General features: G+C 40.9%; 25 protein-coding genes. 22 read left to right on the forward strand and 3 right to left on the reverse strand.

Translation table 11 applies throughout. The annotated features are described in order from the left end of the window. Nucleotides 1–33 precede the first annotated feature (33 nt). Complete coding sequence (locus PR809_RS16405) at nucleotides 34–324, reverse strand: putative quinol monooxygenase (RefSeq protein WP_102137715.1); 291 nt, start codon at nucleotides 322–324, stop codon at nucleotides 34–36. 174 nt (nucleotides 325–498) lie between these two features. Further along, nucleotides 499–3783 (reverse strand): ribonuclease E, encoded by a 3285-nt coding sequence (gene rne / locus PR809_RS16410; protein ID WP_206276798.1) that lies wholly within the window; start codon nucleotides 3781–3783, stop codon nucleotides 499–501. Nucleotides 3784–4325: 542 nt separating this feature from the next. On the opposite strand from rne, the gene rluC reads away from it, so the two are divergent. Further along, on the forward strand, nucleotides 4326–5285 hold the full coding sequence (rluC, locus tag PR809_RS16415) for a 23S rRNA pseudouridine(955/2504/2580) synthase RluC (RefSeq protein WP_206276797.1): 960 nt from the start codon (nucleotides 4326–4328) through the stop codon (nucleotides 5283–5285). A 43-nt stretch (nucleotides 5286–5328) separates the two neighbouring features. On the opposite strand, the gene PR809_RS16420 is transcribed toward rluC, so the two are convergent. After that, a complete protein-coding gene (locus PR809_RS16420; RefSeq protein ID WP_206276796.1) occupies nucleotides 5329–5916 on the reverse strand; it encodes a Maf family protein in 588 nt (195 codons plus the stop codon). 143 nt (nucleotides 5917–6059) lie between these two features. On the opposite strand from PR809_RS16420, the gene yceD reads away from it, so the two are divergent. The 21 genes from yceD to PR809_RS16525 all read left to right on the forward strand — a co-directional run bounded on the left by yceD (nucleotide 6060) and on the right by PR809_RS16525 (nucleotide 26167). Beyond that, nucleotides 6060–6584, forward strand: a complete 525-nt coding sequence (gene yceD / locus PR809_RS16425) for a 23S rRNA accumulation protein YceD (RefSeq protein WP_102137719.1) — start codon at nucleotides 6060–6062, stop codon at nucleotides 6582–6584. A 12-nt stretch (nucleotides 6585–6596) separates the two neighbouring features. Continuing rightward, complete coding sequence (gene rpmF / locus PR809_RS16430) at nucleotides 6597–6767, forward strand: 50S ribosomal protein L32 (protein ID WP_004253223.1); 171 nt, start codon at nucleotides 6597–6599, stop codon at nucleotides 6765–6767. Between the two features lie 12 nt (nucleotides 6768–6779). Beyond that, the gene (plsX, locus tag PR809_RS16435; RefSeq protein ID WP_102137720.1) at nucleotides 6780–7820 is read left to right on the forward strand and encodes a phosphate acyltransferase PlsX; all 1041 of its coding nucleotides are present in this window, start codon (nucleotides 6780–6782) and stop codon (nucleotides 7818–7820) included. A 9-nt stretch (nucleotides 7821–7829) separates the two neighbouring features. Then, entirely contained in the window at nucleotides 7830–8780 is a 951-nt protein-coding gene (locus tag PR809_RS16440; protein ID WP_102137805.1) for a beta-ketoacyl-ACP synthase III, read from the forward strand. An 18-nt stretch (nucleotides 8781–8798) separates the two neighbouring features. Further along, entirely contained in the window at nucleotides 8799–9731 is a 933-nt protein-coding gene (gene fabD / locus PR809_RS16445) for an ACP S-malonyltransferase (protein ID WP_102137721.1), read from the forward strand. 7 nt (nucleotides 9732–9738) lie between these two features. Continuing rightward, nucleotides 9739–10473, forward strand: coding sequence for a 3-oxoacyl-ACP reductase FabG (gene fabG / locus PR809_RS16450; RefSeq protein WP_102137722.1), 735 nt, complete (start codon nucleotides 9739–9741; stop codon nucleotides 10471–10473). 155 nt (nucleotides 10474–10628) lie between these two features. After that, nucleotides 10629–10865: an acyl carrier protein gene (gene acpP, locus PR809_RS16455; protein WP_004253236.1), complete on the forward strand. Its 237-nt coding sequence runs from the start codon at nucleotides 10629–10631 to the stop codon at nucleotides 10863–10865. Nucleotides 10866–10942: 77 nt separating this feature from the next. Continuing rightward, nucleotides 10943–12193, forward strand: a complete 1251-nt coding sequence (fabF, locus tag PR809_RS16460; RefSeq protein ID WP_102137723.1) for a beta-ketoacyl-ACP synthase II — start codon at nucleotides 10943–10945, stop codon at nucleotides 12191–12193. A gap of 151 nt (nucleotides 12194–12344) precedes the next feature. Beyond that, nucleotides 12345–13175 carry an aminodeoxychorismate lyase gene (gene pabC, locus PR809_RS16465; protein ID WP_195697340.1) on the forward strand — a complete coding sequence of 277 codons (831 nt, stop codon included), beginning with the start codon at nucleotides 12345–12347 and terminating at the stop codon, nucleotides 13173–13175. Nucleotides 13176–13227: 52 nt separating this feature from the next. Then, on the forward strand, nucleotides 13228–14250 hold the full coding sequence (gene mltG, locus PR809_RS16470) for an endolytic transglycosylase MltG (protein WP_206276795.1): 1023 nt from the start codon (nucleotides 13228–13230) through the stop codon (nucleotides 14248–14250). 5 nt (nucleotides 14251–14255) lie between these two features. Next, nucleotides 14256–14885, forward strand: coding sequence for a dTMP kinase (gene tmk / locus PR809_RS16475; RefSeq protein WP_166264649.1), 630 nt, complete (start codon nucleotides 14256–14258; stop codon nucleotides 14883–14885). A 24-nt stretch (nucleotides 14886–14909) separates the two neighbouring features. Next, a complete protein-coding gene (holB, locus tag PR809_RS16480) occupies nucleotides 14910–15902 on the forward strand; it encodes a DNA polymerase III subunit delta' (protein ID WP_206276794.1) in 993 nt (330 codons plus the stop codon). A 12-nt stretch (nucleotides 15903–15914) separates the two neighbouring features. Further along, the gene (locus PR809_RS16485; protein WP_166264653.1) at nucleotides 15915–16706 is read left to right on the forward strand and encodes a metal-dependent hydrolase; all 792 of its coding nucleotides are present in this window, start codon (nucleotides 15915–15917) and stop codon (nucleotides 16704–16706) included. A gap of 40 nt (nucleotides 16707–16746) precedes the next feature. Further along, nucleotides 16747–17097, forward strand: a complete 351-nt coding sequence (gene hinT / locus PR809_RS16490; RefSeq protein ID WP_102137729.1) for a purine nucleoside phosphoramidase — start codon at nucleotides 16747–16749, stop codon at nucleotides 17095–17097. A 27-nt stretch (nucleotides 17098–17124) separates the two neighbouring features. Continuing rightward, nucleotides 17125–17517, forward strand: coding sequence for a YcfL family protein (locus tag PR809_RS16495; RefSeq protein ID WP_195697337.1), 393 nt, complete (start codon nucleotides 17125–17127; stop codon nucleotides 17515–17517). Nucleotides 17518–17519: 2 nt separating this feature from the next. After that, a complete protein-coding gene (lpoB, locus tag PR809_RS16500) occupies nucleotides 17520–18098 on the forward strand; it encodes a penicillin-binding protein activator LpoB (protein ID WP_102137731.1) in 579 nt (192 codons plus the stop codon). Continuing rightward, nucleotides 18061–18963, forward strand: a complete 903-nt coding sequence (locus tag PR809_RS16505) for a phosphotransferase (RefSeq protein WP_272524573.1) — start codon at nucleotides 18061–18063, stop codon at nucleotides 18961–18963. Before lpoB ends, PR809_RS16505 begins: the two co-directional genes overlap by 38 nt. A 64-nt stretch (nucleotides 18964–19027) precedes the next feature. Continuing rightward, nucleotides 19028–20047: a beta-N-acetylhexosaminidase gene (gene nagZ / locus PR809_RS16510; protein WP_166264657.1), complete on the forward strand. Its 1020-nt coding sequence runs from the start codon at nucleotides 19028–19030 to the stop codon at nucleotides 20045–20047. 1389 nt (nucleotides 20048–21436) lie between these two features. Beyond that, a complete protein-coding gene (locus tag PR809_RS16515; RefSeq protein WP_102137734.1) occupies nucleotides 21437–22789 on the forward strand; it encodes an OprD family outer membrane porin in 1353 nt (450 codons plus the stop codon). A 35-nt stretch (nucleotides 22790–22824) separates the two neighbouring features. Further along, nucleotides 22825–24444 (forward strand): bifunctional metallophosphatase/5'-nucleotidase, encoded by a 1620-nt coding sequence (locus tag PR809_RS16520; protein ID WP_206276360.1) that lies wholly within the window; start codon nucleotides 22825–22827, stop codon nucleotides 24442–24444. A gap of 418 nt (nucleotides 24445–24862) precedes the next feature. Further along, the gene (locus PR809_RS16525; protein WP_272524574.1) at nucleotides 24863–26167 is read left to right on the forward strand and encodes an NAD(P)/FAD-dependent oxidoreductase; all 1305 of its coding nucleotides are present in this window, start codon (nucleotides 24863–24865) and stop codon (nucleotides 26165–26167) included. Nucleotides 26168–26574 lie beyond the last annotated feature (407 nt).

Raw genomic sequence — 26574 nt, forward strand, 5'->3', positions numbered from 1 at the left:
ATATGCTCCTAGGATCTCGTTTAACTAATGCGCTTATTCAAACGCACCATTCATCAGTTTGATAATAGGGTCCGACCGCTTATAGCTATTTATGAGCGGAACAAGGCGCTGAAAATGTTCGCTGGCACAGTGAATATCTAGCGCTTCTTGATTCGGCCACTCCTCGATAAAAATAAAGTGCCCCGGATCTTTTTGGTCAACGTAAAGGTCGTAACTGATACACAATGGTTCTTGTTTGGTTGCAGCGACTAATTCACGATATAGTGGCATAACTATTTCAATCGCCTCAGTTTTAATAAAATCTTCCGCAATGACTTTTAACATGGATTTCCCTTTTCTTTATAAATAAACTGTACAAAAACACAGTAATATAAACATGAATTGGGTGAGAATACAATGTAAAAAAACGACGAGGTGATGAAATTTTTAAATTATATTGTAATAAAAAAGCCTTGATAGTTTCCTATCAAGGCTTCGGTGTTTTAAAACTATTAAGTTTTAGTGACTAGATGGTTTTGCCATTGCAGAGGTTGCGACGTTTGAAGCAACATGGCCACCTGCGCCACCTTTACCTTCAAAGGTAGAGGCTTCACGCTGATACTCTGTTATCTCAAATGGTGCAGCGGCAGTTGTAGGTGCTGGCGCTTTTGTCATTGGAGAATAAGCATGGCGTTTGTGTAAGCTGACCGCTGGGCTGCTTGCTACCGCAGCAGGCTCAACCGCTGCAACAGGTTCGATAACTTCCTCGATACGGGCAACCTCAACTGATGTAGTGACAGCGACTTCAGCATGCTGTACTTCTTCAACCACGTCATTGACCTTTTCATTAACAATAACGGGCGCCGTTTGTTCGTCCGCGATAGTAACGCTTTCAGCCACTTCTGTTTGAGCTATTTCAACCTGTGGCTCAATAACGTCAGCCACTATTGCTACAGTTTCTTTTACAGCTTCGACGGTTTCAACTTCTTGCGAAACACCAGTTTTCTCTTCGACAATAACTGGAGCTGGTTCAACAATGTGCTCGACAGCGGTTGGTTCGTTAACTAAAGAAGTTTCTACAGTCGTGTCCTGAGACTCGAGTTTAACGTCTTCAGCGACGACAGGGGCAACAGTCACATGACTTTGTGACGCGGTAACATTTGCAGTTTCAGTTACAGAAGCTTCATTAACACTTTGTTGTTCAAGCATTTCTTCATTAGTGATGATTGCCATGCTCTCTTGCTGAGACTGGGCAATCGGGTAATGAATAAATACTTTGCCAGATGCGAGCTCAGGTGAGGCAACTGCAGCAACTAATGGCATTGGTGATTTTGTTAAATGACGTTCATCACGGTAGCGACGACGACGTTGCCCACTGACACGTAAATGACGTGGTGAACGACGTGAACGACGTGGAATGATGGTGTCTTGCTTTTCTTCGTCATCAGTTTGTGCCACAGCGCTTTGACGCTCTTCTGCTTGTACTTCACCTTCAGTTTGGCTCACTGGGGCAATTGGTGCAGGCAATGCAGTAATTGGCGCAGGCGTTATTTCAGGTGTCGTTTCAACTGGAGCAATAACCTGCTCGTTATCAGTAACACGAATTTTTTGCTCTAATTGACGACGTTGACGACGAGGGGCAACAGGACGTTGTTGTTCTTCCTTTTCCACTGCATCTTCAACATTATTTTGCTGAGAATCTTGCTGGGTTTTAGCCACCTGCTGTTGACGTTTTTCATCTTGGCGACGGCGACGCTCAGTCCGTTGCTCGCGACGTTGCTGCTGGTTGTCACGATTGTTAGTCTCAGTTGTTTGTTCGTCTTGTTGGCTCGTATTCTTATTATTACGGCCTTTATTACGATTATTCGCATCATCCGATGAGGCATTGCGGTTATTGCGATTGTCGCGGTTATCACGATTGTCACGATTGTCGCGTGTTTCATTATCATCGCGGTCACGACGATTATTATTACGGCGATTATTATTGCGACGATCATTGTTCCGACGACGATCATTATTATGGCGATTTTTTGGTGCAGGCTTCTCTACCACTTTTTCTTCTTCACCGAATAGGTTCTTGAAGAAAGCAGCAATTTTGCTAAATAAACCTGGTTTTGCTGGTTCTGCTGTTGCTGGTTTAACCGGCGCTTTTGTAGAGGCTTCTTTTAACTTAACAGTTGTAGATGCATCAACAGGCTCTTGCAGTGCAAAAGCAGAAATTGCAGGTTGCTCAGGTACTTTACGCTCAGCAGCAGTTTCATCACTTTGCGTTAAAGTTTCTGTCTCGTGATATTGAGCTAAGTTATAGCTTAGAGTATTTACCTCTTCACCTTTACGGATACGGATCACGTGGAAGTGAGGAGTTTGCATTTGGTCATTAGGAACAACTACAACACGAACATGGCTTTGGCGTTGTTCGATATCGCTGACCGCTTTGCGTTTTTCATTCAATAGGTAAGATGCAATTTGTACGGGAACAATCGCATGTACCTCATGGGTATTTTCTTTCAGCGCTTCTTCTTCAATAAGGCGAAGAACAGACAGAGAAAGTGATTCGTTGTCACGAATGGTTCCCGTTCCTGTACAGCGAGGGCATACGTGGTGGCTTGATTCACCTAAAGAAGGGCTCAAGCGTTGACGTGACATCTCTAATAAACCAAAACGAGAGATACGTGCAATTTGAATGCGAGCACGGTCTTGGCGCACAGCTTCACGTAAGCGGTTTTCAACTTCACGTTGATGCCTAACTGGCGTCATATCGATAAAGTCGATAACAATCAAACCACCTAAGTCACGTAGACGTAATTGACGAGCAATTTCATCGGCTGCTTCTAAGTTAGTATTGAACGCCGTTTCTTCGATATCACCACCACGTGTTGAGCGTGAAGAGTTGATGTCGATAGCAGTTAACGCTTCAGTGGTATCAATAACTAATGCACCGCCAGACGGTAAGCGAACTTCACGTTGGAACGCAGATTCGATTTGTGATTCAATTTGGTAGTGACTAAAGAGTGGAACATCACCACTGTAGTGTTTGATTTTACTTGCAAAATCACCACGACCAATAGCTTCGATATGGTTACGAGCCATTTCGACAACTTTCGGGTTGTCGATCAGGATCTCACCAATATCTGGGCGTAGGTAATCGCGGAATGCACGAACAATAACGTTACTTTCTTGGTGAATTAGGAACGGTGCAGGGCGATTTTCAGCCGCTTTTTGAATAGCTTCCCAATGACGTAAACGGTAGAGTAAATCTTGTTGCAGTGATTCTGCCGATTTACCTACACCTGCGGTGCGAACGATTAACCCCATGCCATCAGGGATTTCTAAAGAAGACAGCGCCTCTTTTAATTCCGTTCGGTCTTCGCCTTCAATACGGCGTGAAATACCACCCGCACGTGGGTTATTAGGCATTAAAACGAGGTAACTTCCTGCCAAGCTAATGAAGGTCGTTAACGCAGCACCTTTATTACCACGCTCTTCTTTATCCACTTGAACAATAACTTCTTGGCCTTCTTTTAACACATCTTTAATGTTAGGACGGCCTTGAGAGTGATAGTTACTTGGGAAGTATTCACGAGCGATTTCTTTGATAGGAAGGAAACCGTGTCTTTCAGCGCCGTAATCAACAAAAGCGGCTTCAAGACTAGGTTCAATACGGGTGATTTTACCTTTGTAGATATTGGCCTTTTTTTGCTCATGACCGGGACTTTCAATATCCAAATCATAGAGGCGTTGCCCGTCAACAAGGGCAACACGCAACTCTTCCTGTTGAGTTGCGTTTATTAGCATTCTTTTCATGTTATTACTTACTCATTATTTTCTTTTAAATAAGAGCAGCGAAAGAAAGAGCTACTGTAAACCGATGGCCTCGTGATTTTTACAAAACCGTCTGCCTCGCGGCAGTCGTTCGTATAGAGACGCGCAGTATTCGGTGAACCTGATTTTTAGATTAAAAATTCAGCGTTCTTAATCAGGATGCCGTAAGTTATTAAAGAAAACGGAAGTTCCTAACCCAATAAGCCAAAATTCGTTGCTCGCTAATTTATTTGATGTTGCTAAATGTCTTACGCCATTGCTGCATTGTTACGCCATCAAATAAGAAATCCTATAAAACGTTAACTTTCGTTTTTTAAACATCTCAGCAACTTCATATTATTCCATTGCCATAGCCATTATAGCAAGTGGATACGGAAGTTATATGGAAATTTTATTTAGAAATAGGATAAATCATGCAGAAAATAACCAAATTAAAAAAAAAGATAAAAAATTTTGTGGAGTCGGTATGATAGTGAAAGCGAATAAGAGCATATTTTAATCAATTAGAGTTAACGCATTCCCGAATGAATACACAAAATCAAGTTCAATTTATTGACATCAGCGATGACGAAGCTGGGCAACGTATCGATAACTTTTTGCTCACTAAACTAAAGGGTGTCCCAAAAAGTATGATTTATCGCATTATCCGCAAAGGGGAAGTGCGTGTTAACAAGGGGCGGATAAAGCCTGAATATAAATTGGCAGAAGGGGACCAAGTCCGCGTTCCACCTGTTCGGGTTGCTGAGCGTGAAACAGCCCCGGTTTCTGCTAAGCTGGATAAGGTCGCAGCATTAGCGAATTGCATTTTATTTGAAGATGACGTTCTCTTAGTGCTGAATAAACCGTCTGGTACAGCCGTTCATGGGGGAAGCGGTTTAAGCTTTGGTGTTATCGAAGGCTTGAGAGCATTACGCCCAGAAGCGCGTTTTCTTGAATTGGTTCATCGTCTTGATAGAGACACATCAGGCATTTTATTGGTGGCTAAAAAACGCTCAGCACTTCGGGCGCTACATGAACAATTGCGTCTGAAACAAATGCAAAAAGATTATTTAGCATTGGTAAGAGGCAACTGGCAGTCACATATGAAAGTTGTCCAAGCGCCTTTACTCAAAAATATTCTACAAAGTGGTGAGCGCGTTGTAAAAGTGAGTAGCGAAGGAAAACCATCAGAGACGCGCTTTAAAGTGGAAGAACGTTTTGATAATGCAACCTTAGTAAAAGCGAGCCCCGTCACAGGACGTACCCATCAAATTCGTGTACATACCCTCTATGCAGGGCATCCAATTGCGTTTGATGACCGTTACGGTGACAAACAATTTGATAGCCAACTGGCAGGAACAGGTTTGAATCGTTTATTTTTGCATGCGAGCGCACTGAAATTTACGCATCCTAAAACGGGTGAAGAGATGCGGTTGCACGCTCCATTAGATAGCCAGTTGAATCACTGCCTAAAAATACTGCGTAGCCGTAAAGCAGAAAAGTAAGCCATTTAATTAACTGGCAGGTTTTTCCTGCCAGTATAAATAGTTAGAGACTAAGTAATGGGTTGACTTGGTGTTGACGTAACATCTCGAGTAATAAGATAAGTGGAAGCCCAACTAATGTATTAGGGTCACGTCCTTCTAAACGTTCAAATAAACTGATCCCTAACCCCTCTGATTTAAAACTTCCAGCACATTGATAAGGCTCATCTTTGAGTAAGTAATTAGTGATTTCCTCATCAGATAATTGCCTGAAATGAACATGAAATAGTTCACACTCAACATTAAACTTACCTGTTTCAGTATCAAGCAAACATAAGCCAGTATAAAAAGTAACCTTATTTCCTGACGCAGATTGAAGTTGTTGAAACGCATTATCAAAATTATGTGGTTTTCCCATAATTTTATTATCAATAACACAAACTTGATCAGAACCAATTACCAGATGCTGAGGGTATTGAGCAGAGAGCGCGCTAGCCTTTGCATGAGATAAACGCATGACTAAAGCTTGAGCTGACTCATTTAGTATAGGGAACTCATCAATATTGGGTGCCGCTGCTAAAAAAGGTAATCCCAACTTTTTTAATAGGGCTTGTCGGTATGTCGAAGTTGACGCCAAAATAATCGATTTCATGATTTTTCTCGAAACTCGTAGCCAAAAGGGTTAACTCATTTTAAACTATAAAACGTAAAACCTACGGTTTTTTGGTGAAAAGGCGAGTTTACCCCGCCTTTTTCTTTGACTATAGCTCATTACAAAGTTAATATGCGCGCCTTATGCAAAAGGTAAAATTACCCCTGACTATCGATGCGCAGCGTGCAGCTCAGAAAAACCTCGACTATGTTGGGAGTTATACATCTGAGCAAGTTACACGAATTGCCGAATCAGTAGTCAGTGTAGACAGTGATGTAGAAACCGAATTATCATTTAATATTGATAAACAACGACTCACGGTTATCGAAGGGAAATCCGATGTGGATCTCACCCTCCAATGCCAACGTTGCGGGAAAAATTTCAAGCATCATGCCTACGTATCGTATTGTTTTAGTCCTGTCGTCAATGACGAAAAGGCCGAAGCATTACCGGAGCTCTACGAACCGATTCAAATTGATGAATTTGGTGAAATAGATTTGCTGGGAATGATAGAAGATGAAATAATTCTATCCTTACCAGTGGTTCCGGTTCATGATTCTGAACACTGTGAAGTGTCCGTAGCGGACATGGTGTATGGTGAACTGCCTCCTGAGGCAGAAAAACCAAACCCATTTGCCGTATTAGCCAGTTTAAAGAAAAGTACTTAAGGAGTAAGGTCAATGGCCGTACAACAGAATAAACCAACTCGTTCAAAACGCGGTATGCGTCGTTCACATGATGCACTGACTGCAACCCTAGTTTCTGTAGATAAAACTTCCGGTGAAACTCACCTGCGTCACCATGTGACTGCAGATGGTTACTACCGTGGCCGTAAGGTTATCAACAAGTAATTTGTTGTTACCTTGGCTAATCTAACCATTGCGTTAGATGCTATGGGCGGGGATGTTGGTCCCCGCGTCACGGTGCCTGCTGCATTGCAGGCACTGGCATCTAATCCAGCACTCAAATTACTGCTTGTCGGTCAACCCGAAGCCATTCAACCTTTGCTTGCACATCAAAGTGCTGAGCAAATTTCGCGTGTCGAAATTATTCCTGCAGACGGCATTATCGCAAACGATGCAAAACCATCAAACGCGATAAGGCAAAGTAAAGGAACATCGATGCGAGTGGCCTTAGAGTTAGTGAAGACAGGGCAGGCACAAGCGTGCGTGAGTGCAGGGAATACGGGTGCGCTGATGGGCTTAGCGAAATTAATGCTAAAGTCTATAGAGGGGATTGAGCGCCCAGCGCTAATGACAATCTTACCTAATCAGCAAAAAAGCCAAACAGTAGTACTAGATTTAGGCGCTAATGTTAACTGTAGTAGTGATATGCTAGTCCAATTTGCCGTAATGGGTTCCGTGATGGCTGAGGAAGTGGTTAACATTTCTAAACCGAGAGTTGCGTTACTGAATATTGGCGAAGAAGAGAGTAAAGGGTTGGATAATATCCGCGAAGCCGCCTCAGTATTAAAAGAAACGACATCAATTAACTACATTGGTTATGTAGAAGGTAACGAGTTACTGACAGGTAAAACCGATGTGTTAGTGTGTGACGGCTTCGCAGGTAATGTCTCATTGAAGACGATGGAAGGCGTAATACGCGTCATTCTTTCATTGATAAAATCGACCGGTGATCAACATAAAAAAAGCAGTTGGTTTATGCAACTAGCGAAAAAATGGTTAAAAAAACGTTTAATGAAACGTTTTGGGGACATGAACCCCGACCAGTATAACGGTGCGACTCTGTTAGGATTAAAAGGTATTGTCATCAAGAGTCACGGTGCAGCGAATGAAGGCGCTTTTAAAGCTGCTATTGACCGCGCAGTACAAGCTGTTGAAAAACAAGTCCCAGAAAGAATAACAGCGCGACTAAATATTGTTTTACCTAGGAGTGATCAATAACCTATGGCTATGTACAGTAAAATCTTAGGAACCGGCAGCTACTTACCAGCACAAGTACGTACCAATGCTGATCTGGAAAAAATGGTTGATACTTCTGATGAATGGATTGTGACACGCACTGGCATACATGAAAGACGAATTGCCAACGAAGACGAAAGTGTCTCAGTGATGGGGTTTCATGCTGCGAAGAATGCTTTAAGCATGGCGCAAGTTGATGCAACTGACATTGGCTTGATTATCGTTGCAACCACATCAGCAACTCACGCTTTTCCTAGTGCAGCTTGCCAAATCCAACAAATGCTTGGCATTCAAGATTGTGCCGCATTTGATGTTGCAGCCGCATGTGCAGGTTTTACCTATGCAATTAGTATTGCTGATCAATTCGTCAAAACGGGTATGACCAAAAAAGCATTAGTGATTGGTGCCGATGCATTATCTAAAACATTAGACCCAGCAGACCGTGGCACGATTATTTTATTTGGTGATGCGGCAGGGGCTGTTGTTATTGGTGAATCTGAAGAACCGGGTATTATTTCGACACATTTACATGCCGATGGCCGTTATGGGGATTTACTCACATTACCTAACCGTAGCCGCTGTTCTGAAGACCCTGCATATTTAACCATGACAGGTAACGAAGTCTTTAAGGTTGCAGTGCGCGAATTAGCTCATATTGTTGATGAGACATTAGCACAGAGCGGCATTGCGAAAGAAGAACTTGATTGGCTAGTCCCACATCAAGCAAATTTAAGAATTATTTCTGCGACGGCAAAAAAATTAGATATGACAATGGATAAAGTCGTTGTCACATTAGACCGTCACGGTAATACTTCTGCAGCATCAGTTCCTACAGCGTTGGATGAAGCGGTGCGCGATGGCCGTATTCAGCGTGGTCAACTTGTGCTTTTAGAAGCCTTCGGTGGTGGTTTCACTTGGGGCTCTGCATTGGTTCGTTTTTAATTAACTGAGAAAATAGACATGACACAATTTGCTATGGTATTTCCCGGGCAGGGTTCTCAGTCTTTAGGTATGTTAGCGGCACTGGCTGAAGAAAATCAGTTGGTTGAGCAAACATTCGCTGAAGCATCGGAAGCATTGGGTTACGATCTCTGGGCGTTAGTACAAAATGGGCCAGAAGAAGAATTAAATAAAACATGGCAAACACAGCCTGCTTTATTAGCAGCGTCTGTGGCGATTTTCCGTGTTTGGAAAGAAAAAAATGGCGTAATGCCTACAATCATGGCAGGCCACAGCCTTGGGGAGTATTCAGCTTTAGTTTGTGCCGGTGTTATCGACTTTAAACAAGCGATTAAATTGGTCGAATTGCGCGGGAAACTCATGCAAGAAGCGGTTCCTGAAGGCACTGGTGCAATGTATGCCATCATTGGTTTAGATAACGAATCAATTGAAAAAGCCTGCCAAGAAGCCTCTCAAGGTCAAGTGGTTTCACCGGTTAATTTTAATTCACCGGGCCAAGTTGTGATTGCGGGTGAAAAAGCGGCCGTTGAACGTGCGGGTGTCGCATGTAAAGAAGCGGGTGCAAAACGTGCATTGCCATTATCCGTTAGCGTACCTTCACATTGTGCATTAATGAAGCCAGCTGCTGATAAATTAGCCGAAGCGTTAGAAAAAATTGATTTTTGTGAGCCAGGCTATCCAGTTATTAACAATGTTGATGTTAAAATTGAGAAATCGGCACAAAATATTCGTGATGCTTTAGTCCGTCAACTGTATAATCCAGTACGCTGGACGGAAACAGTAGAATTGATGGCAGATCAAGGTGTTGAACATCTAATTGAAGTAGGCCCAGGGAAAGTATTGACTGGTCTTACCAAGCGAATTGTCTCTAAATTAACTGCCGTTGCAGTCAATGATCCTGTATCATTAAGCACTGCTTTAGAAAATAGCTGAGGACGACATGAGCTTTGAAGGAAAAATTGCACTGGTAACAGGCGCGAGTCGTGGAATTGGTAAAGCGATTGCTTTAACTCTAATTGCTCGCGGTGCTACTGTTATCGGAACAGCAACCAGCGAAAAAGGCGCAGAAGCCATTACCGCTTATCTTGATGGTAAAGGTAAAGGTTTAGCGTTAAACGTGACTGATACAGCATCAATCGAAGAAACTTTGACCAAAATCCGCGAAGAATTTGGTGAAATTGATATTTTGATTAATAATGCAGGTATCACTCGTGATAACCTATTGATGCGTATGAAAGAAGATGAATGGCAAGATATCATTGACACTAATCTTTCATCCGTTTACCGTTTGTCTAAATCCGTTTTGCGTGCCATGATGAAAAAACGTTGTGGACGTATTATTTCAATTGCATCCGTTGTTGGTGTAATGGGAAATGCGGGGCAAACTAACTATGCAGCAGCGAAAGCAGGGTTGATTGGTTTTAGCAAATCATTGGCTCGTGAAGTCGCTTCTCGTGGTATTACTGTCAACGTCGTTGCACCTGGTTTTATCGAAACTGATATGACTAAAGCATTGACAGATGAACAGCGTGCAGGCATTTTATCTCAGGTTCCTGCGGATAGACTGGGTGATGCACAAGAAATTGCCAGTGCTGTAGCGTTTTTAGCTTCTGATGAAGCTGCTTACATCACAGGTGAAACATTGCATGTCAATGGTGGCATGTACATGATCTAAAGAAATGATGGAACTATTTGCATTTTTAATGTTATCCAACGCTAAATAATGCAAAATAATAGTTCCAACAGCCGGGATTGGGTTGTATCTTTTCCTGTATTTCATAAACTACGAAAACCATCGCGAAAGCGAGTTTTGATAGGAATTTTAATAGTATGAGCACTATCGAAGAACGCGTTAAGAAAATCATCGTTGAACAACTGGGTGTTAAAGAGGAAGAAGTTGTAAATACAGCTTCATTTGTTGATGACTTGGGCGCTGATTCTCTTGACACAGTTGAGCTGGTTATGGCTCTGGAAGAAGAGTTCGATTGCGAAATCCCTGACGAAGAAGCTGAAAAGATCACAACAGTACAGGCTGCGATTGACTACGTCGAGAACGCATCTAAATAATTGTACGAAAACTTATCTAGGCGATCACTCGATCGCCTATGTTTCTTTTGTAACTTTTCCCTCCTTGGAGGAAATACGTGTCTAAGCGTCGTGTAGTCGTAACCGGACTGGGCATGTTATCTCCTGTCGGCAACACAGTTGAGTCATCATGGAAAGCTGTTTGTGACGGACAGAGTGGTATCAGCCTAATCGATCATTTTGATACTACTAACCACGCAACTAAATTTGCTGGCTTAGTAAAAGATTTCAATTACGAAGAATTTGGCATCTCCCGTAAAGATGCAAAGAAAATGGATCCATTTATCCAATATGGTATCGCGGCTGGCTTTCAAGCCTTCAAAGATGCTGGATTGGAAGTAACAGAAGCCAATGCTACCCGAATTGGTGCAGCGATTGGTTCTGGTATTGGTGGGTTAGGCTTAATTCAGGACAACTGTGAGTCATTACTGCACGGTGGACCTCGTAAGGTAAGCCCATTCTTCGTACCATCAACCATCATTAATATGGTGGCTGGTCATTTAAGTATTATGTACGGTTTCCGTGGCCCAAGTATTTCAATTGCAACCGCCTGTACATCAGGTGTGCATAATATTGGCCATGCTGCACGTATGATTGCTTACGGTGACGCGGATGTAATGGTTGCAGGCGGTGCTGAAAAAGCGACAACACCACTCGGTGTAGCTGGTTTCGGTGCAGCAAGAGCATTATCAACACGTAACGATGACCCGCAGGCGGCAAGTCGCCCATGGGATAAAGACCGTGATGGCTTTGTTCTGGGAGACGGCGCAGGTATCATTATTCTTGAAGAATATGAACATGCCAAAGCGCGTGGTGCAAAAATTTATGCAGAAATTGCAGGTTTTGGGATGAGCAGTGATGCTTATCATATGACATCACCACCTGAAAATGGTGCGGGTGCAGCACTTGCAATGGAAAACGCACTGAATGACGCAGGAATTAAAGCGAGTGACGTGGGGTATATCAATGCTCACGGTACTTCAACCCCTGCTGGTGATTTGGCAGAAGCGCAAGCGGTTATTAATGTATTTGGTGAAGGTACTGACGTATTAGTCAGCTCAACTAAATCAATGACGGGGCACTTACTTGGTGCAGCGGGTGCTATTGAGTCAATCTTCACCATTTTGTCATTGCGCGAACAAATTGTTCCACCAACCATCAATCTGGATAACCCAGATGAAGCGTGCAAACTGGATTTTGTTCCAGGTGAAGCCCGTAAAGTGGACAACATGGAGTTTGCTCTGTGTAATTCATTTGGTTTTGGTGGTACCAACGGTTCATTAATTTTCCGTCGTTATCACGGCGAGTAATTAATTTACTACCGTTATTAATTAGCCCTAGTCACTTAATTGTGGCTAGGGCTTTATTTTTTTCAGTTCTTTGCACAGTTCTTCGCTTTAGTTTATGATGATCCCACTTGATTACTGTCTGATTTATCAGCTTTTATTATAAGTAATATCAATGTCATATTGGGTTAATGGGCAGCTTTGCCAGCAAATAAGTGTTACCGATCGCGCAGTCTCTTTTGGGGACGGCTGCTTTACGACCATACACGGTGTTAACCAGCAAGCTAAAATGCTAGATGAGCATATTGCTCGGTTAAAACATGATAGCCAGAGGTTGAGAATTGCACAGCCAGATTGGGAAAGCTTGGCAGAGCACTTAAAGCAGATTTGTACAGAACAAACTCAAGACGAGTTTGTGATTAAAGTGATCCTGAGCCGTGGTGTCGGAGGCCGGGGATATAGTGCTAAAGGTTTTACTTCACCGACGGTGATAGTGAGCGTTTCTCCCTTTACAAATAACTATGTTCAACTGCAGTGCAAAGGAGCGCGCTTAGTTCTTAGCCAAATTCCATTAGCTCGTAACCCATTGTTAGCTGGTATGAAACACCTCAACCGCCTAGAACAAGTTCTTATTAGACAAGAGGTTGATGAACTTGGTGCAGATGAAGCGATTGTGCTAGATACCGACGGCATTATTATTGAATGCTGTAGTGCGAATGTTTTCTGGCGAGTTGGGCAAACTGTGTATACCCCAATTTTATCTCACAGTGGTGTGAATGGATTAATGAGACAAAAGATCATATCACTGTTAGAGGATAGCCAGTACCATCTTCAACAGGTCGAACGCTTTGCTAATGTTTTAAATCATTGTGATGAAGTGATCATTTGTAATACGTTGATGCCTGTTTTGCCAGTACAAAGTATTCAAATGAATAAACAGTGTCCACCATTGCAATTTGCGTCCCGCGAGTTGTTTGAGTATTTATTTTTGCGTTGCAAAATTTAGTTTTTATAAATGAATTAATTATTACCAACACACGCATTGAAATGGTCAATAAATGAAATTAGCCAAAAAAATCATTCTAATCGCCGTTACCTTGGCTGCTATTGTCGCAGCTGCGGTCTATTGGCAATACCGTCAAGTATTGGACTATGCCAAAACGCCTATCAACATCACACAAGAAAAAATCTTCACGGTGCCTGCGGGGACTGGACGTGTTGCGTTTGAAGGGCTACTTATTGAAGATAACATTCTTGAAAAAGGGAATGAATTTCAATGGTTACTCAAACTACGACCTGAACTGGCTCAGCTAAAAGCGGGAACTTACCGTTTGCAGCCGGGGATGAATGTTGAACAGCTATTACAATTAATTGTGAGTGGAAAAGAAGCCCAGTTTTCGATCCGTTTTATCGAAGGTAATCGTTTAAGTGATTGGGGTAATATTTTACGAGACGCTCCTTACTTAGAGCCTAAAACTACCAACTTAACCCCGACTGAACTGCATTCCCTCATTGGCTTTAACGGGGAAGGCACTTTAGAAGGGTGGCTATATCCTGACACTTATTTATACACAGCAGGGACAACCGATGCTGAAATTTTGAAACGTGCCTATAAACGTATGCAAAGTAGCCTTGATGAAGAGTGGAAAGGGCGTGATAGGGATTTACCCTATAAAAATGCCTATGAAATGCTTATCATGGCTTCGATTATTGAGAAAGAAACCGGTATCGATAGTGAAAGATCTCAAGTCGCTTCGGTGTTTGTTAATCGCCTAAAGAAAAATATGCGTCTGCAAACTGACCCAACAGTCATCTATGGTTTAGGTGAAAAGTATCGTGGTAAAATTTATCGTAGTGATTTAGATAATTACACACCATACAATACTTATAAGATTGATGGTTTGCCACCAACACCGATTGCAATGCCGAGCCTTGCATCGTTAAAGGCTGCCGCACATCCGGCTAAAACGGATTACATATTCTTTGTCGCAGATGGTAAAGGTGGGCATACTTTTAGTCGTAATCTAAACGACCACAATCGTGCCGTTAAAGTTTACCGCCAATTTGAACAGCAAAACTGATAAAAATGAAAAACCAATTTATTGTTATTGAAGGACTCGAAGGCGCTGGTAAAACAACTGCAATCAATACGGTTGTGGAAACGTTGAACCAAGCAGGGATCACAGATATTGTCTTTACCCGCGAGCCTGGTGGAACGCCATTGGCAGAGAAACTCCGTGAGCTGATAAAGCAAGGTATTGCAGGTGATAAAGTCACGGATAAGGCTGAATTGCTGATGTTATATGCAGCCCGTGTACAACTGGTTGATACAGTGATCCAACCTGCATTAGCAGCAGGTAAATGGGTGGTGGGTGATCGCCATGATTTATCTTCCCAAGCTTATCAGGGCGGCGGACGTGAGATTGACCGCGACTTAATGAAATCATTACGTGACTTGGTGCTAGGTGAATTCAAACCTTCATTAACGTTATACCTTGATTTACCACCTGAATTAGGTTTGCAGCGTGCAAGGTCACGAGGTGAATTAGATAGAATTGAAAAAGAATCGTTAGCCTTTTTTGAAAGAACACGCAGCCGTTATCTTGAACTTGCTGCTGGCGACAAAACGATACTCACTATTGATGCAAGCCAAAACATTGAGCAAGTACAGCAAGATATTCGGCAAACGCTGACAGAATGGCTCGCGCGTGCCTGATAAACCACATAAGGTATTAATCCCATGAATTGGTATCCTTGGTTAAATGAACCTTACCGACAAATCATTACTGCGTACCAAAGCGGTCGAGGCCACCACGCGTTACTGCTTCATTCTATACCGGGAAATGGGGCGCAAGCGCTGTGTTATGGCGTGAGTCGTTGGCTTATTTGCCAAGAAAGAGACGGCTTAAAAAGCTGTGGGCAATGCCATAGTTGCCGTTTGATGCTCGCAGGTCATCATCCTGATTATCATATTATTGAAGTAGAAAAAGGAAAATCTACTGTTAGTGTTGATGCGGTTAGGAAATTAATTGAAACCTTAAGTCGCCATGCACAGCAAGGTGGCAACAAAGTGGTGTATATCCCACAGGTTGAAGCATTGACAGATGCAGCAGCAAATGCCTTATTGAAAACATTGGAAGAGCCTGCAAAGGATACTTATTTTTTATTAGGAAGTGATAAACAAGAGAATTTGCTAGCGACTATTCGCAGCCGCTGTTTAAGTCATTTCTTGCCAGCACCCGACTCACAAATTGCGCTCTATTGGCTTCAAAAGCAAAAACCAGGTATTGCGACTGAAAATGCGATAACAGCATTAAAAATATGCCAAGGTGCACCAATTTCTGCGCTGGCCTTACTGGACGAACAACGTTGGCAAAAACGTAATGCGCTGTGCCATAGTTTAAGTCACGCATTGCAAACGGGTGATATGCTGAGTTTGCTGCCTAGTTTGAATATCGATGAACTGCCTGATGCCTTAAATTGGTTACTCAGTTTATTTGCGGATGCGATTAAAATTCAACAAGGGGCTGGTTTTTTTTGCATCAACCAAGATAAGCAAGCTCAAGTCCTGCAATTAGCTGGTGCTATGAATCGTACTCAGTTAATAAATATGTATGATAAGTGGTTATATTGCCGTCATCAATTAATGACAGTTCCTGCTCTGAATCAGGAACTGATCCTGACAAATCAATTATTACAATGGGAAGCTTCACTGGCTGTCCCTACATTTTAAAAAGAGTTAAATATGTTTGTTGTTGATTCACACTGTCATCTCGACTGTTTAGATTATGAAAAATTGCACACAAATGTCGATGATGTTATTGCAAAGGCCTCGGCTCGTGATGTTCACTTTATGTTAGCTGTTGCAACGACGTTGCATGGTTTTGAAAGCATGAAGAAAATGATTGGCATGCGAGACAATATCGCTTTTTCATGTGGTATCCATCCTCTTAATTTAGATGAAGGGTATGATTTCGCTCGATTAGCACAATTAGCCGCAGGAAACGAGGTCGTTGCGTTAGGGGAAACCGGGCTGGATTACTATTACCAGCAAGAAAATGCCGCGTTGCAACAAGAGTCTTTTCGTCAGCACATTCGCATTGGTCGCGAAGTTAATAAGCCAGTCATTGTGCATACTCGTGCGGCACGAGAAGATACCTTATCGATTTTGCGCGAAGAAAACGTGATGGATTGTGGCGGGGTATTACACTGCTTTACTGAAGATAAAGATACGGCAGTGGAACTACTCGATTTAGGCATGTATATCTCATTTTCAGGGATCGTCACATTTCGTAACGCAGAACAAATTAGAGAAGCCGCTCGTGTTGTCCCTTTAGATCGCATTTTAGTTGAAACTGACTCACCTTATTTGGCTCCTGTTCCTCACCGTGGTAGGGAAAACCAACCTGCGTATGTTCGTGATGTCATTGAATATATGGCAGTACTGAAGGGCGTTAGTGTTGAACAGCTCGCTGAAATTACGACGCAAAACTTCAATCGTTTGTTTCATTTAAATGTTGGTACAGGTAACGTATAAATTAGTTCACAAGAACGATTAAATGACTAAGGAAATTGAAATGGCAGAAGAAACGATTTTCAGTAAAATTATCCGTCGCGAGATCCCCGCAGATGTGGTTTATCAAGATGAACTTGTCACGGCATTTCGTGACATTTCGCCACAAACACCATCACACATTCTTATCATTCCTAATAAATTAATTCCGACTGTCAATGATGTCACTGCGGATGACGAGCTTGCGTTAGGCCGTTTGTTTACTGTTGCGGCTAAAATTGCCAAAGAAGAAGGGATTGCAGAGGATGGTTACCGTTTAATAATGAACTGTAATGAACACTCGGGGCAAGAAGTCTTTCATATCCACATGCATCTAGTGGGTGGTCGTCCATTAGGGCCATTATTGGCTAAGTAATGAGTAATAAGGGATAAGGGATCGACAATGAACCGTATTGCATTACTTGCTTTGGTAACAATGTTGCTAAGTGGTTGCATCTTTAAAAAGACACAAGGGCTGGTTTTTAATGAGCAACAACGCATCATTATGGAGCCAGCAGTACTCGCACAAGGGGTCATTGTCGAAAACCCAGTGATAGGTAGTGAAAACCATCAAACCATTGCCACGATTAATATGAGTAATACTCAATCTGAAGTGGTGACTATTGCTTATCGTTTATATTGGTATGATAAGCAAGGGTTAAAAGTGGAAACTTCAAATACCTTGTATCAGCAGATTGCAGCGAATTCCGTTGCGAAAGTTCGTGCTGTGACTTCCTCTCCACGTGCAACAAATGTACGTGTTCATGTATTTTTATCGCCAAAGGCCGGAGAGTAATAATGAAACGCATCTTAATGGTTGCTGCCGCTACATTAATTTTGGCTGGGTGCCCTTCATATCCACCTCAACAACCTGGTACTCAGCCACCGATTGTCCCCGTAGAGCCGGAAAAGCAACCTGAAGTAACGCCACCACCCATTGATGTTGTTCCAACTCCACCAAAACAGCAAACAACAGATTGGTCAGCGTCTATTACGCCTTTAGTTAACCAAATGGTGACTGAGGATGGCGTTGAAAGCGGCAAAGTCCTGTTAGTTGATTCAGTGAAAAATAATACGAACGGTTCACTACCTGTGCAAGCGGTGACATCAGCCATGACAACCGCAGTTGAGAATACAAATCGCTTTAAAGTTGTTCCTGCCAGTGTGGTGAGTTCTGCGCGTAAAACTCTCGGTTTATCTCAAGAAGACAGCTTGGTAACCCGTAGTAAAGCAATTGGGTTAGGTCGCTATGTCCAAGCGGATTATGTCATTTACAGTGTGATGTCAGGTTCAAACAAAGAAAGAAGCCTTGAAATGCAATTGATGGAAGTGCAAACAGGTGAAATTATTTGGACTGGAAAGCACAATATTGAGTAACTCGCAGTTACTTTTTCAACTGTTAGTGACGTGCTTTCCTACAATCTCGGTACGAGATTGGGAAATGACCCCGCTAGCAGGGCTGTCAGGTGGAAGTTATTTGCTGCAATGTTCTTTGCCTGGCAGCCAAGTAAAGCTTATCGCACGTGCTGATGGAAATGCACAAACCGCGTTGTATGTTAACCGAAAGAAAGAAGCGCGGATATTACAGCAATTACGTGCTTTTTCCTTTACACCGAAAGTGATTGGTCGAAATTCACAATGGTTATTATTAGGGTGGTGTGAAGGGCAACACCCTGATAATCATGTTTTTTTGCAGTCTAGCTTTCAGTGCGAACTTGCAAATATAGTCACACAATTACATCGTGCGCCACTGTTGGGGTATCACTTACAACTGCGCGATGAAATATCGCATTATGGCTATTTAATTGATAAAAAACGTTTTTCACCTCGTTGGAAAAAATTACATCATTATTTCACCTCTGCTGATTTTCCTAAAATGCTAAAACTTGCCCCTGCCCATATGGATATTCATGCTAAAAATATTGTTTGCACACCAACAGGGCGATTACTGCTATTGGATTGGGAATATGCGGCAAATACAGATATCGCGTTCTCTTTAGAAACCTATTTTCAATTTAATGGTCTGAGTGATATTCAGCGAGATTTTTTCTTGACGCAATATTGTGACATTCACGGTGCTTATCGAGACAGACAGCAATTGGCCGAAAGCTGTCAATTGTGGGCACCTTGGGTAAAATATATGACATTAATGTGGTATGAAGTGCAGTGGCATGAAAGCCAGTCATCTGACTTTTTGTTACACTCACAGTCATTACGACAATATTTTGGTTTATTAGGTTGATGGCCAAGGGCTATCAGAAAACAGTATCGGATTAAGTTAATTAGTTTAATAAGTGAGGCATGTTATGGGTCCTATAATGCTAGATGTTCAGGGTTATGAATTGGACAACGAAGAGCGCGAAATATTAGCTCACCCATCCGTGGGAGGGTTAATATTATTTACCCGTAACTTTCATGACGCAGCACAATTACGAGAACTTGTTCGCCAAATTCGTGATGCATCAAGACACCGGTTATTGATAGCGGTTGACCAAGAAGGTGGTCGAGTACAACGTTTTCGTGATGGTTTCACCGCATTGCCTTCTGCTCAGGCATTTGCTGCACTCAATAGTGAAATGGATGGCGCTAAGCTTGCTGAAGAGGCTGGCTGGTTAATGGCATCAGAGATGATAGCCATGGATATTGATATTAGCTTTGCACCTGTTTTGGATCTTGGTCATCAAAGTATTGCGATAGGTGAACGCTCATTCCATGAAGACCCAGAGATTGCGATGGTTATGGCGGAGCGTTTCATTAAAGGTATGCGCAGTGCGGGTATGAAAACGACAGGGAAACACTTTCCTGGTCATGGTGCAGTGAAAGCCGACTCGCATAAAGAAACGCCACGGGATGATCGCACGTTGGAGAAGATCCGTGGTAAAGATATGTTAATTTTTAAAGACTTTATCCAACGAGAGTTACTCGATGCGGTTATGCCTGCCCATGTTATTTATACCCAAGCGGATGATCGTCCCGCGAGCGGTTCACCATTTTGGTTAAAATCGGTATTGCGTGAGCAGCTTGGTTTCCAGGGGGTCATCTTTTCTGATGATTTGTCTATGGAAGGCGCGGCAGTGATGGGGAGTTACCCTGAGAGAGCACAGGCCTCACTGAATGCGGGGTGTGACATGATTTTAGTCTGTAATAATCGTGAAGGTGCCGTCAGTGTTTTAGATAACTTACCGAAGCAATATGATAGCCAAGCCTCTAAACTATATCATAGTGGTCGACAATACAGTTTGACAGAACTACAAGCCGTTGAGCGTTGGAAAGAAAGTCATCGGCAACTGGTTGATTTACATGAGCGTTGGCAAGAACACCGCTAATAATTTCGATTACATTTAGTATATCTAAAAGCCAGTATTTTATTTACTGGCTTTTTTGCATAAATACGCATAGCAAAGGGACACTATTTTGCATAAAGAAGATGGTGATATCATTGCTCATATTAAAAGTTACCCGTAACGTTATCAATAATTGCACAGTTAATCACAATAATATATCTAATCGTATTAGATAAAAATCAATCAATATTTATTTTGCTCTCTAAAATAATTAGAGAGTATTTTATTGATTTAATCATTTTAAGGTTCATTGTTTGAAATAAAGAAGTGAAATTGTTGATAGTTTGACTTATTGGTATTTATATTTTTAGTTTATATGAAATGATTAACTAATAATTTGCATTACAGCTTGTTTTTTATGCGATTAAAAGTGTTCAATATGACTTTGAGCCATTTAATAATGAAATAGGTTACTTTAAAAAGTTAAAGAAAATTTAAATAAATGAAAAACAAGATAAGTAAAACAACGTTTGATAGCTAAATAATACTTATCATTTATCCGAGATTTACTTGATCGCAATTGGCCTGTAGGGAAATGTACTTTCTCTTGTGATGTGCTATATAGAATAATTGTGGATTGAATATATATCTACAAACAGTATGTATTCATGTGAAAATTTTTATTAGGTTATATTTTATTCATTACTCTTTATATCTATAAAGAAAGCAGTTTACAGATATCCATTTAAATTTATGTTTTAACTGGTTATAAATGAATTGATTCTGAAACCCTATCCAAAATAAAGATTTATACCTTAAATTCTCCTAAAATGAAGTGTGACTGCGATCACTGTTGGCAGGTAGTTTAATGCAACTGATGTAACGCGTTGTGACAGCGATCGTTTTAATTGACATAAAATTACGATAGCATTCATATTATGAAAGATTTATGACAATTTAGAGCGATAAGTAATCAGTTAAAAAAAACAGCAATTTAATGGTTGCACTTTAAGTTAAATATTCAAATTTATTTGAGATGATTATTTCTCAGGGGAACACTTTGTCATAAAAAATAGAGTGAAAATTTTTTCTTAATGAATTAATGCGGTGTCGGTAAATACAGTACCGTAATGTGAGGCTTAAGCCAAACAAACACCAAATATGAGTGTTTATCGCTATTGATTCAATAATGTACTTTGGAATTCCTATAAGGAATATTTCTATTCATAGTAATAAGTAAACACAAATACAGGGAAATACTGTATTGAATTTTATATTTAAAATGACTTATGTGTTTGAAATGGATGTGTCCGTTTGTCTTTAAGTGAAATTGTTTTATTAAGCTAAAAATAAAAAATGGTGTTTTGTTGTTCATGGAAACATGGCACAGCATAAAATTAATTCAAATAATCATTAACTAGGTTTATTCCAATGAAAGTTAAAAATATTGCGTTATTAATGCTTTCTCCTTGCTATTTAGCGGTAGCAATGGCAAATGCCAGCAACTGGGAAGATTCTATCAAGGAAAACTCATTCATTGCGGATTCGGAGCTAGAGCTGTCAACCCGTAACATGTGGAAATACTTAAAAACAGAAAACCGTTTTGATAAAAACGAAAACCGTTATAGAAAACAAGTCGCAAATGCTTGGGGTCAAAACTTCCAAGCAGATTTCAAATCAGGTTATTTCGCGGATGTCATTGGTTTTGATGCCTCTTATTACGGCGGTATCAAACTGGGGGCAAGTAAAGACTTCGCCTCCCGTGCAATTTTATATAACGATGATGGCCATGCGAAAGGGTATAACAAAATTGGTCAACGTTATGCAAAAGTAAAACTGGACCTTGAACCAGTAAAATTTAATGCGAAAGCAGGTTGGTTTACGCTGAAAAATACGGGTATTTTCACGAATTCACAGCGTTTATCATTGAACAGCTATAGCGGTTACTACACTAATACTGCGATCAGTGACTGGAGTTTGGATTTATTATATCTCGATAAGAAAGTCATGCGTCGTGATAGTCCAAACATTGATGCTATGTATTTTACTGATGCAAATGGCGTTCGACACAATGTCAATCATGTCATCACCGGTGGAATTAACTACAATACTAAGCCATTGAAAGTGCATTATTTCTATGGGCAAGCGGATGATTTATTCCGTCAACAAGGCTTAGAAGCAAAATATAAGCTGACTTCAGATGTGACACTTGGTACACAAATCTATAACCATGAATACGGTAGTGATGGTAAACGTACTGAAACCGATAAACAAAAAGGGAAGCGTAATTTTGACAAACGTGCGTGGCACTATGCAGGAACGGCAGAATGGCGTATTCCTGAGTCGCCTTGGACGTTAAGCACAGGTTTAACTTATACCCAAGCGAAAAAAGCAAATGGTGTCGGCCAGTTTGCGCGTAACCCAATTGGTAATACCCGTGGTCGCTTTAACTCCCCAGCTTATGCAGATATCGACTACGTACGTGATGGAGAAACCATGGTCGCTATGGCCGCAGAGTATCGTATTAGTAAAGAGCTTTCTGTTGGCGCACGTACTAACTATTCAGAATTTAAATATGAAGGTGAAAGATTAAAACAAGGTCAATTTGGTCTATTTAGTTATTGGAAACCAACTGAAAATCTTTCTGTTTCGTTAAGTGGTGGTCTGGGCTGGCACCATCGTCAGGAAAACGATTACACGACGCCAAAATTATATGATGGCCACTCACGTCGCGCACACTCGTTATCTGGTTCAATGACAACAACTTATCGTTTCAAAATGTAGTCGATAGTTGAAAAGGATTAAAAAAGGTAAGATAAATGAAACATAAAATTGGATTACTCACACTGCTCATTTCCGGTGCACTTTTGGCGGGTTGTGCTTCCAAAAATACGGATACAGTAAAAGTACAAGTCATTGGTATAAATGATTTTCATGGGGCTTTACAAGCACCGGGCGATGGTAAACTAGGTGGCATTGAGTCAATTGCGACGCTAGTTAATCAATTAAGAGCGCAAAACGATAAAACCATCGTTGTGGGCGCAGGTGACTTAGTCGGAGCAAGTCCGCTATTGTCATCAATGTTCTACGATGAACCCACTATTGAAGCGCTAAGTGCGATTGGTATGGAAACCAGTGCAGTGGGTAACCATGAGTTCGACAAAGGTAAAGAAGAGCTGCTGAGAAAGCAAAATGGTGGCTGTCACCCAACGGCTGGTTGTGTGGGTAAAGATTCCTTTGCAGGGGCTGACTTTAACTACTTAGCTGCCAACGTTATTGTTAAAGAAACAGGTGAAACACTGTTCCCATCTTACTTTATTAAAGAGTTTGATGGTGTTCCAATGGCATTTATTGGTTTAACGTTAGAAGGTACGCCGGCTATCGTAACTCCAAGTGGAACCGCAGGTTTAGAATTCAAAAATGAAGTTGAAACTATTAATAACCAAGTGAAATTATTAAAATCACAAGGTATTAACAGTATCGGTGTTCTAATCCATGAAGGCGCAACACAACAAGTTGATACCAAAGTTAAAGATATTAACCGTTGTGATAATATCAAAGGCCCAATTGTCGATATCGTCAAACAATTAGATGCGAATGTAGACTTTGTTATTAGCGGTCATACACACCAAGCTTATAATTGTGAAATCAATGGGATGACAGTCATTTCTGCCCAATCTAATGGGACTTTATTGTCTCAATTAAACATTGAGATTGATAAAAACACGAAAGATATCGTTAGCATCAATGCAAAAAATATCCCCGTTGAAACGAGTCGCTATGAGAAGAACCCTGAGTTAACTACGTTCGTACAAAAATACGAAAAAATTGCGTTACCTATTTCGCAACAAGTGATGGGGTCTTTAACGGCCAATGTGGATAAAAAATTACTCCCTGCGGGTGATTCAACTTTAGGTAAGATTATTGCTGATGGTCAATTATATGCAGCCTCCAGCAAAGAAGCGGGCGGTGCTCAAATTGCATTTATGAACAGTGGCGGTATTCGTGCTGACATGAAAGCAGGTGAATTGACGTATGGTGATATTTTCACTGTCCAACCATTCTCTAACGTGGTTGTCACACAGTTGCTAACAGGTTCACAAATTAAGCAAGCGCTTGAACAGCAATGGGATCGTGCTCGTCCACAAGTCATGCCTGTTTCTAAAGGTTTTTATTACGAGTGGGATGACAGCCGCCCAGTGGGTGACAAAGTCATTCAAAAATCAATGAAATTAAATGGTAAGCCGTTAGACATGAACAAAAGCTATCGTGTTGCTGCGAATGAATTCTTAGCAACAGGTGGTAGCCGTTTCTCTGCTTTCAATCAAGGTAAAGACCGTGTTTATAGCCTGCCAGATAACGAAGCGTTAATGCAATACTTTAAAGATAACTCACCAGTTTCAGTTCCAACTGATGTGCGTATCAAGAAAATTAAATAATAAAATTTAATGTTTCATAAAAAAACTCTGAGGGTGTTTATCATCCTTAGAGTTTTTTTTGCGCTCTATTTAGGTTCATATTGAAAGTGATTGGGGGGGAATTGATTGTGCGTCACAAATTAAAAAATGATAGAATAATAATTCTCATTATCATTACACTGTTTGCGGATTTAAACAATTGATTGATATAAATGCTAAAAAGCTGACTCGATTCGTTCTGGAGAAAAAATGATTTGACGAATGTGATCGTAGTCATAATAATCAACTAAATTGATATGAATCAATATTTGGTATTACCAATAGACCACTCATGATATTCTAATTGGAATGAAAGGAACTGTGGCTAATTATTGTTATATAAGGTTTTTCTAAATGAGAAACCTTAAATAACATTAATATATTTTGTTTCGAGGGATTTATGACCTTATCTCAACCCAAAATCATCGTTGTAGGCGGTGGTGCTGGTGGATTAGAACTGGCAACACGTTTAGGCCGCAAGCTAGGCCGTAAGAAACGCGCACAAATTACCTTGGTTGATCGCAACCCTAGTCATTTATGGAAACCGTTGTTACATGAAGTTGCGACAGGTTCGTTAGATGATGGCGTCGATGCGATAAGCTATTTGGCCCATGCCCGCCATAATGCGTTTAATTTCCAATTAGGCTCGCTTACCAATATTGACCGTGAAAATAAAAAAGTGGTTCTCGGTGAACTTTATGATAAGCATGGCGAATTATTAGGCCCTTTGCGTGAATTAGAGTACGATATTTTAGTGATGGCATTAGGCAGTACTTCGAATGATTTCGGTACTCCTGGAGTTAAAGAACACTGTATTTTCTTAGATAACCCACACCAAGCGCACCGTTTTCACGATGAAATGCTAAATCTGTTTTTACGTTATTCAGTCCGTGATAACGCAGAAGAGAGCGTTAATATTGCTATTGTTGGTGGCGGTGCAACGGGCGTTGAGTTATCAGCAGAACTCTATAACGCAGTTGAGCAACTGACCAGTTATGGTTTCAAAGGGTTAGATACTGATGCATTGAATGTCACATTAGTCGAAGCAGGGGAACGTATTCTGCCGGCTTTACCCCCTCGAATTTCAAGTGCAGCTCATCAAGAACTTAATAAGTTAGGTGTGAATGTATTGACGAAAACCATGGTAACCAGCGCTGATGCAGATGGTTTGAATACGAAAGAGGATGGTAAAATTCATGCGGATCTCATGGTTTGGGCTGCTGGGATCAAAGCACCTGATTTCATGAAAGATATCGCTGGGTTAGAAACAAATCGTATCAACCAATTGGTGGTAAAACCAACGTTACAAACATCTCGTGATGATATGATTTTTGCCATTGGCGATTGTGCGTCTTGCGCTAAGCCAGAAGGGGGCTTCGTACCGCCAAGGGCTCAGTCAGCCCATCAAATGGCTAGTCTATGTTATGACAATATTGTCGCGTTAATGAAAGATAAACCTTTAAAAGAATATGTTTATAAAGACCATGGCTCATTAGTTTCACTCTCGCGCTTCAGTACTGTTGGTAGCTTGATGGGCAACTTAATGCGTGGGGATATGATGGTAGAAGGGCGCATTGCGCGTTTTGTGTACATCTCTTTATACCGTATGCACCAAATCGCATTGCACGGTTATATTAAAACTGGGCTAATGATGCTTGTTGGCAGTATTAACAGAATTATTCGACCGAAGTTGAAATTGCACTAATCTGCTAATAACCACTTGTTTAATCTGGTTTTATTATCGACATGCACCTGTATATTCGTATAACAGGTGCATTATTTTTTATATTTATAATGATAAATACTCTTTTAATAAAATATATTAACTAAATCTGTCAAGACTTATCTGTATTAAATATTGCTTAGAAAAACTATTTAGATCAAAAGTAATATATTAAATATCGATTATATTGTCATTATCACTTATGCATATATTATATCCAAATGAAACATAAACCGAGTAATTAATATTGAATGAGTGATTAGAATATTGAATACCTTAAGTGTAAATAATTAAGGTATAAATTTGTTTATATAACGAAAAGTTAAAAATGAATTAGTTTTATTTGTATCTGCTTGATTATTAATAATTAAATTGATTTAATTAAATGG

The organism is Providencia sp. PROV201, assembly GCF_028479545.1.
GTDB classification, from domain to species: domain Bacteria; phylum Pseudomonadota; class Gammaproteobacteria; order Enterobacterales; family Enterobacteriaceae; genus Providencia; species Providencia huaxiensis.

Excerpts from the sequence above, each read along its gene's own strand:
- PR809_RS16405 (WP_102137715.1), bottom strand. The coding sequence starts at position 324 with ATGTTAAAAGTCATTGCGGAAGATTTTATTAAAACTGAGGCGATTGAA.
- rne (WP_206276798.1), bottom strand. The coding sequence starts at position 3,783 with ATGAAAAGAATGCTAATAAACGCAACTCAACAGGAAGAGTTGCGTGTT.
- rluC (WP_206276797.1), top strand. The coding sequence starts at position 4,326 with ATGAATACACAAAATCAAGTTCAATTTATTGACATCAGCGATGACGAA.
- PR809_RS16420 (WP_206276796.1), bottom strand. The coding sequence starts at position 5,916 with ATGAAATCGATTATTTTGGCGTCAACTTCGACATACCGACAAGCCCTA.
- yceD (WP_102137719.1), top strand. The coding sequence starts at position 6,060 with ATGCAAAAGGTAAAATTACCCCTGACTATCGATGCGCAGCGTGCAGCT.
- rpmF (WP_004253223.1), top strand. The coding sequence starts at position 6,597 with ATGGCCGTACAACAGAATAAACCAACTCGTTCAAAACGCGGTATGCGT.
- PR809_RS16440 (WP_102137805.1), top strand. The coding sequence starts at position 7,830 with ATGTACAGTAAAATCTTAGGAACCGGCAGCTACTTACCAGCACAAGTA.
- fabD (WP_102137721.1), top strand. The coding sequence starts at position 8,799 with ATGACACAATTTGCTATGGTATTTCCCGGGCAGGGTTCTCAGTCTTTA.
- fabG (WP_102137722.1), top strand. The coding sequence starts at position 9,739 with ATGAGCTTTGAAGGAAAAATTGCACTGGTAACAGGCGCGAGTCGTGGA.
- acpP (WP_004253236.1), top strand. The coding sequence starts at position 10,629 with ATGAGCACTATCGAAGAACGCGTTAAGAAAATCATCGTTGAACAACTG.
- pabC (WP_195697340.1), top strand. The coding sequence starts at position 12,345 with ATGTCATATTGGGTTAATGGGCAGCTTTGCCAGCAAATAAGTGTTACC.
- mltG (WP_206276795.1), top strand. The coding sequence starts at position 13,228 with ATGAAATTAGCCAAAAAAATCATTCTAATCGCCGTTACCTTGGCTGCT.
- tmk (WP_166264649.1), top strand. The coding sequence starts at position 14,256 with ATGAAAAACCAATTTATTGTTATTGAAGGACTCGAAGGCGCTGGTAAA.
- holB (WP_206276794.1), top strand. The coding sequence starts at position 14,910 with ATGAATTGGTATCCTTGGTTAAATGAACCTTACCGACAAATCATTACT.
- PR809_RS16485 (WP_166264653.1), top strand. The coding sequence starts at position 15,915 with ATGTTTGTTGTTGATTCACACTGTCATCTCGACTGTTTAGATTATGAA.
- hinT (WP_102137729.1), top strand. The coding sequence starts at position 16,747 with ATGGCAGAAGAAACGATTTTCAGTAAAATTATCCGTCGCGAGATCCCC.
- PR809_RS16495 (WP_195697337.1), top strand. The coding sequence starts at position 17,125 with ATGAACCGTATTGCATTACTTGCTTTGGTAACAATGTTGCTAAGTGGT.
- lpoB (WP_102137731.1), top strand. The coding sequence starts at position 17,520 with ATGAAACGCATCTTAATGGTTGCTGCCGCTACATTAATTTTGGCTGGG.
- nagZ (WP_166264657.1), top strand. The coding sequence starts at position 19,028 with ATGGGTCCTATAATGCTAGATGTTCAGGGTTATGAATTGGACAACGAA.
- PR809_RS16515 (WP_102137734.1), top strand. The coding sequence starts at position 21,437 with ATGAAAGTTAAAAATATTGCGTTATTAATGCTTTCTCCTTGCTATTTA.
- PR809_RS16520 (WP_206276360.1), top strand. The coding sequence starts at position 22,825 with ATGAAACATAAAATTGGATTACTCACACTGCTCATTTCCGGTGCACTT.
- PR809_RS16525 (WP_272524574.1), top strand. The coding sequence starts at position 24,863 with ATGACCTTATCTCAACCCAAAATCATCGTTGTAGGCGGTGGTGCTGGT.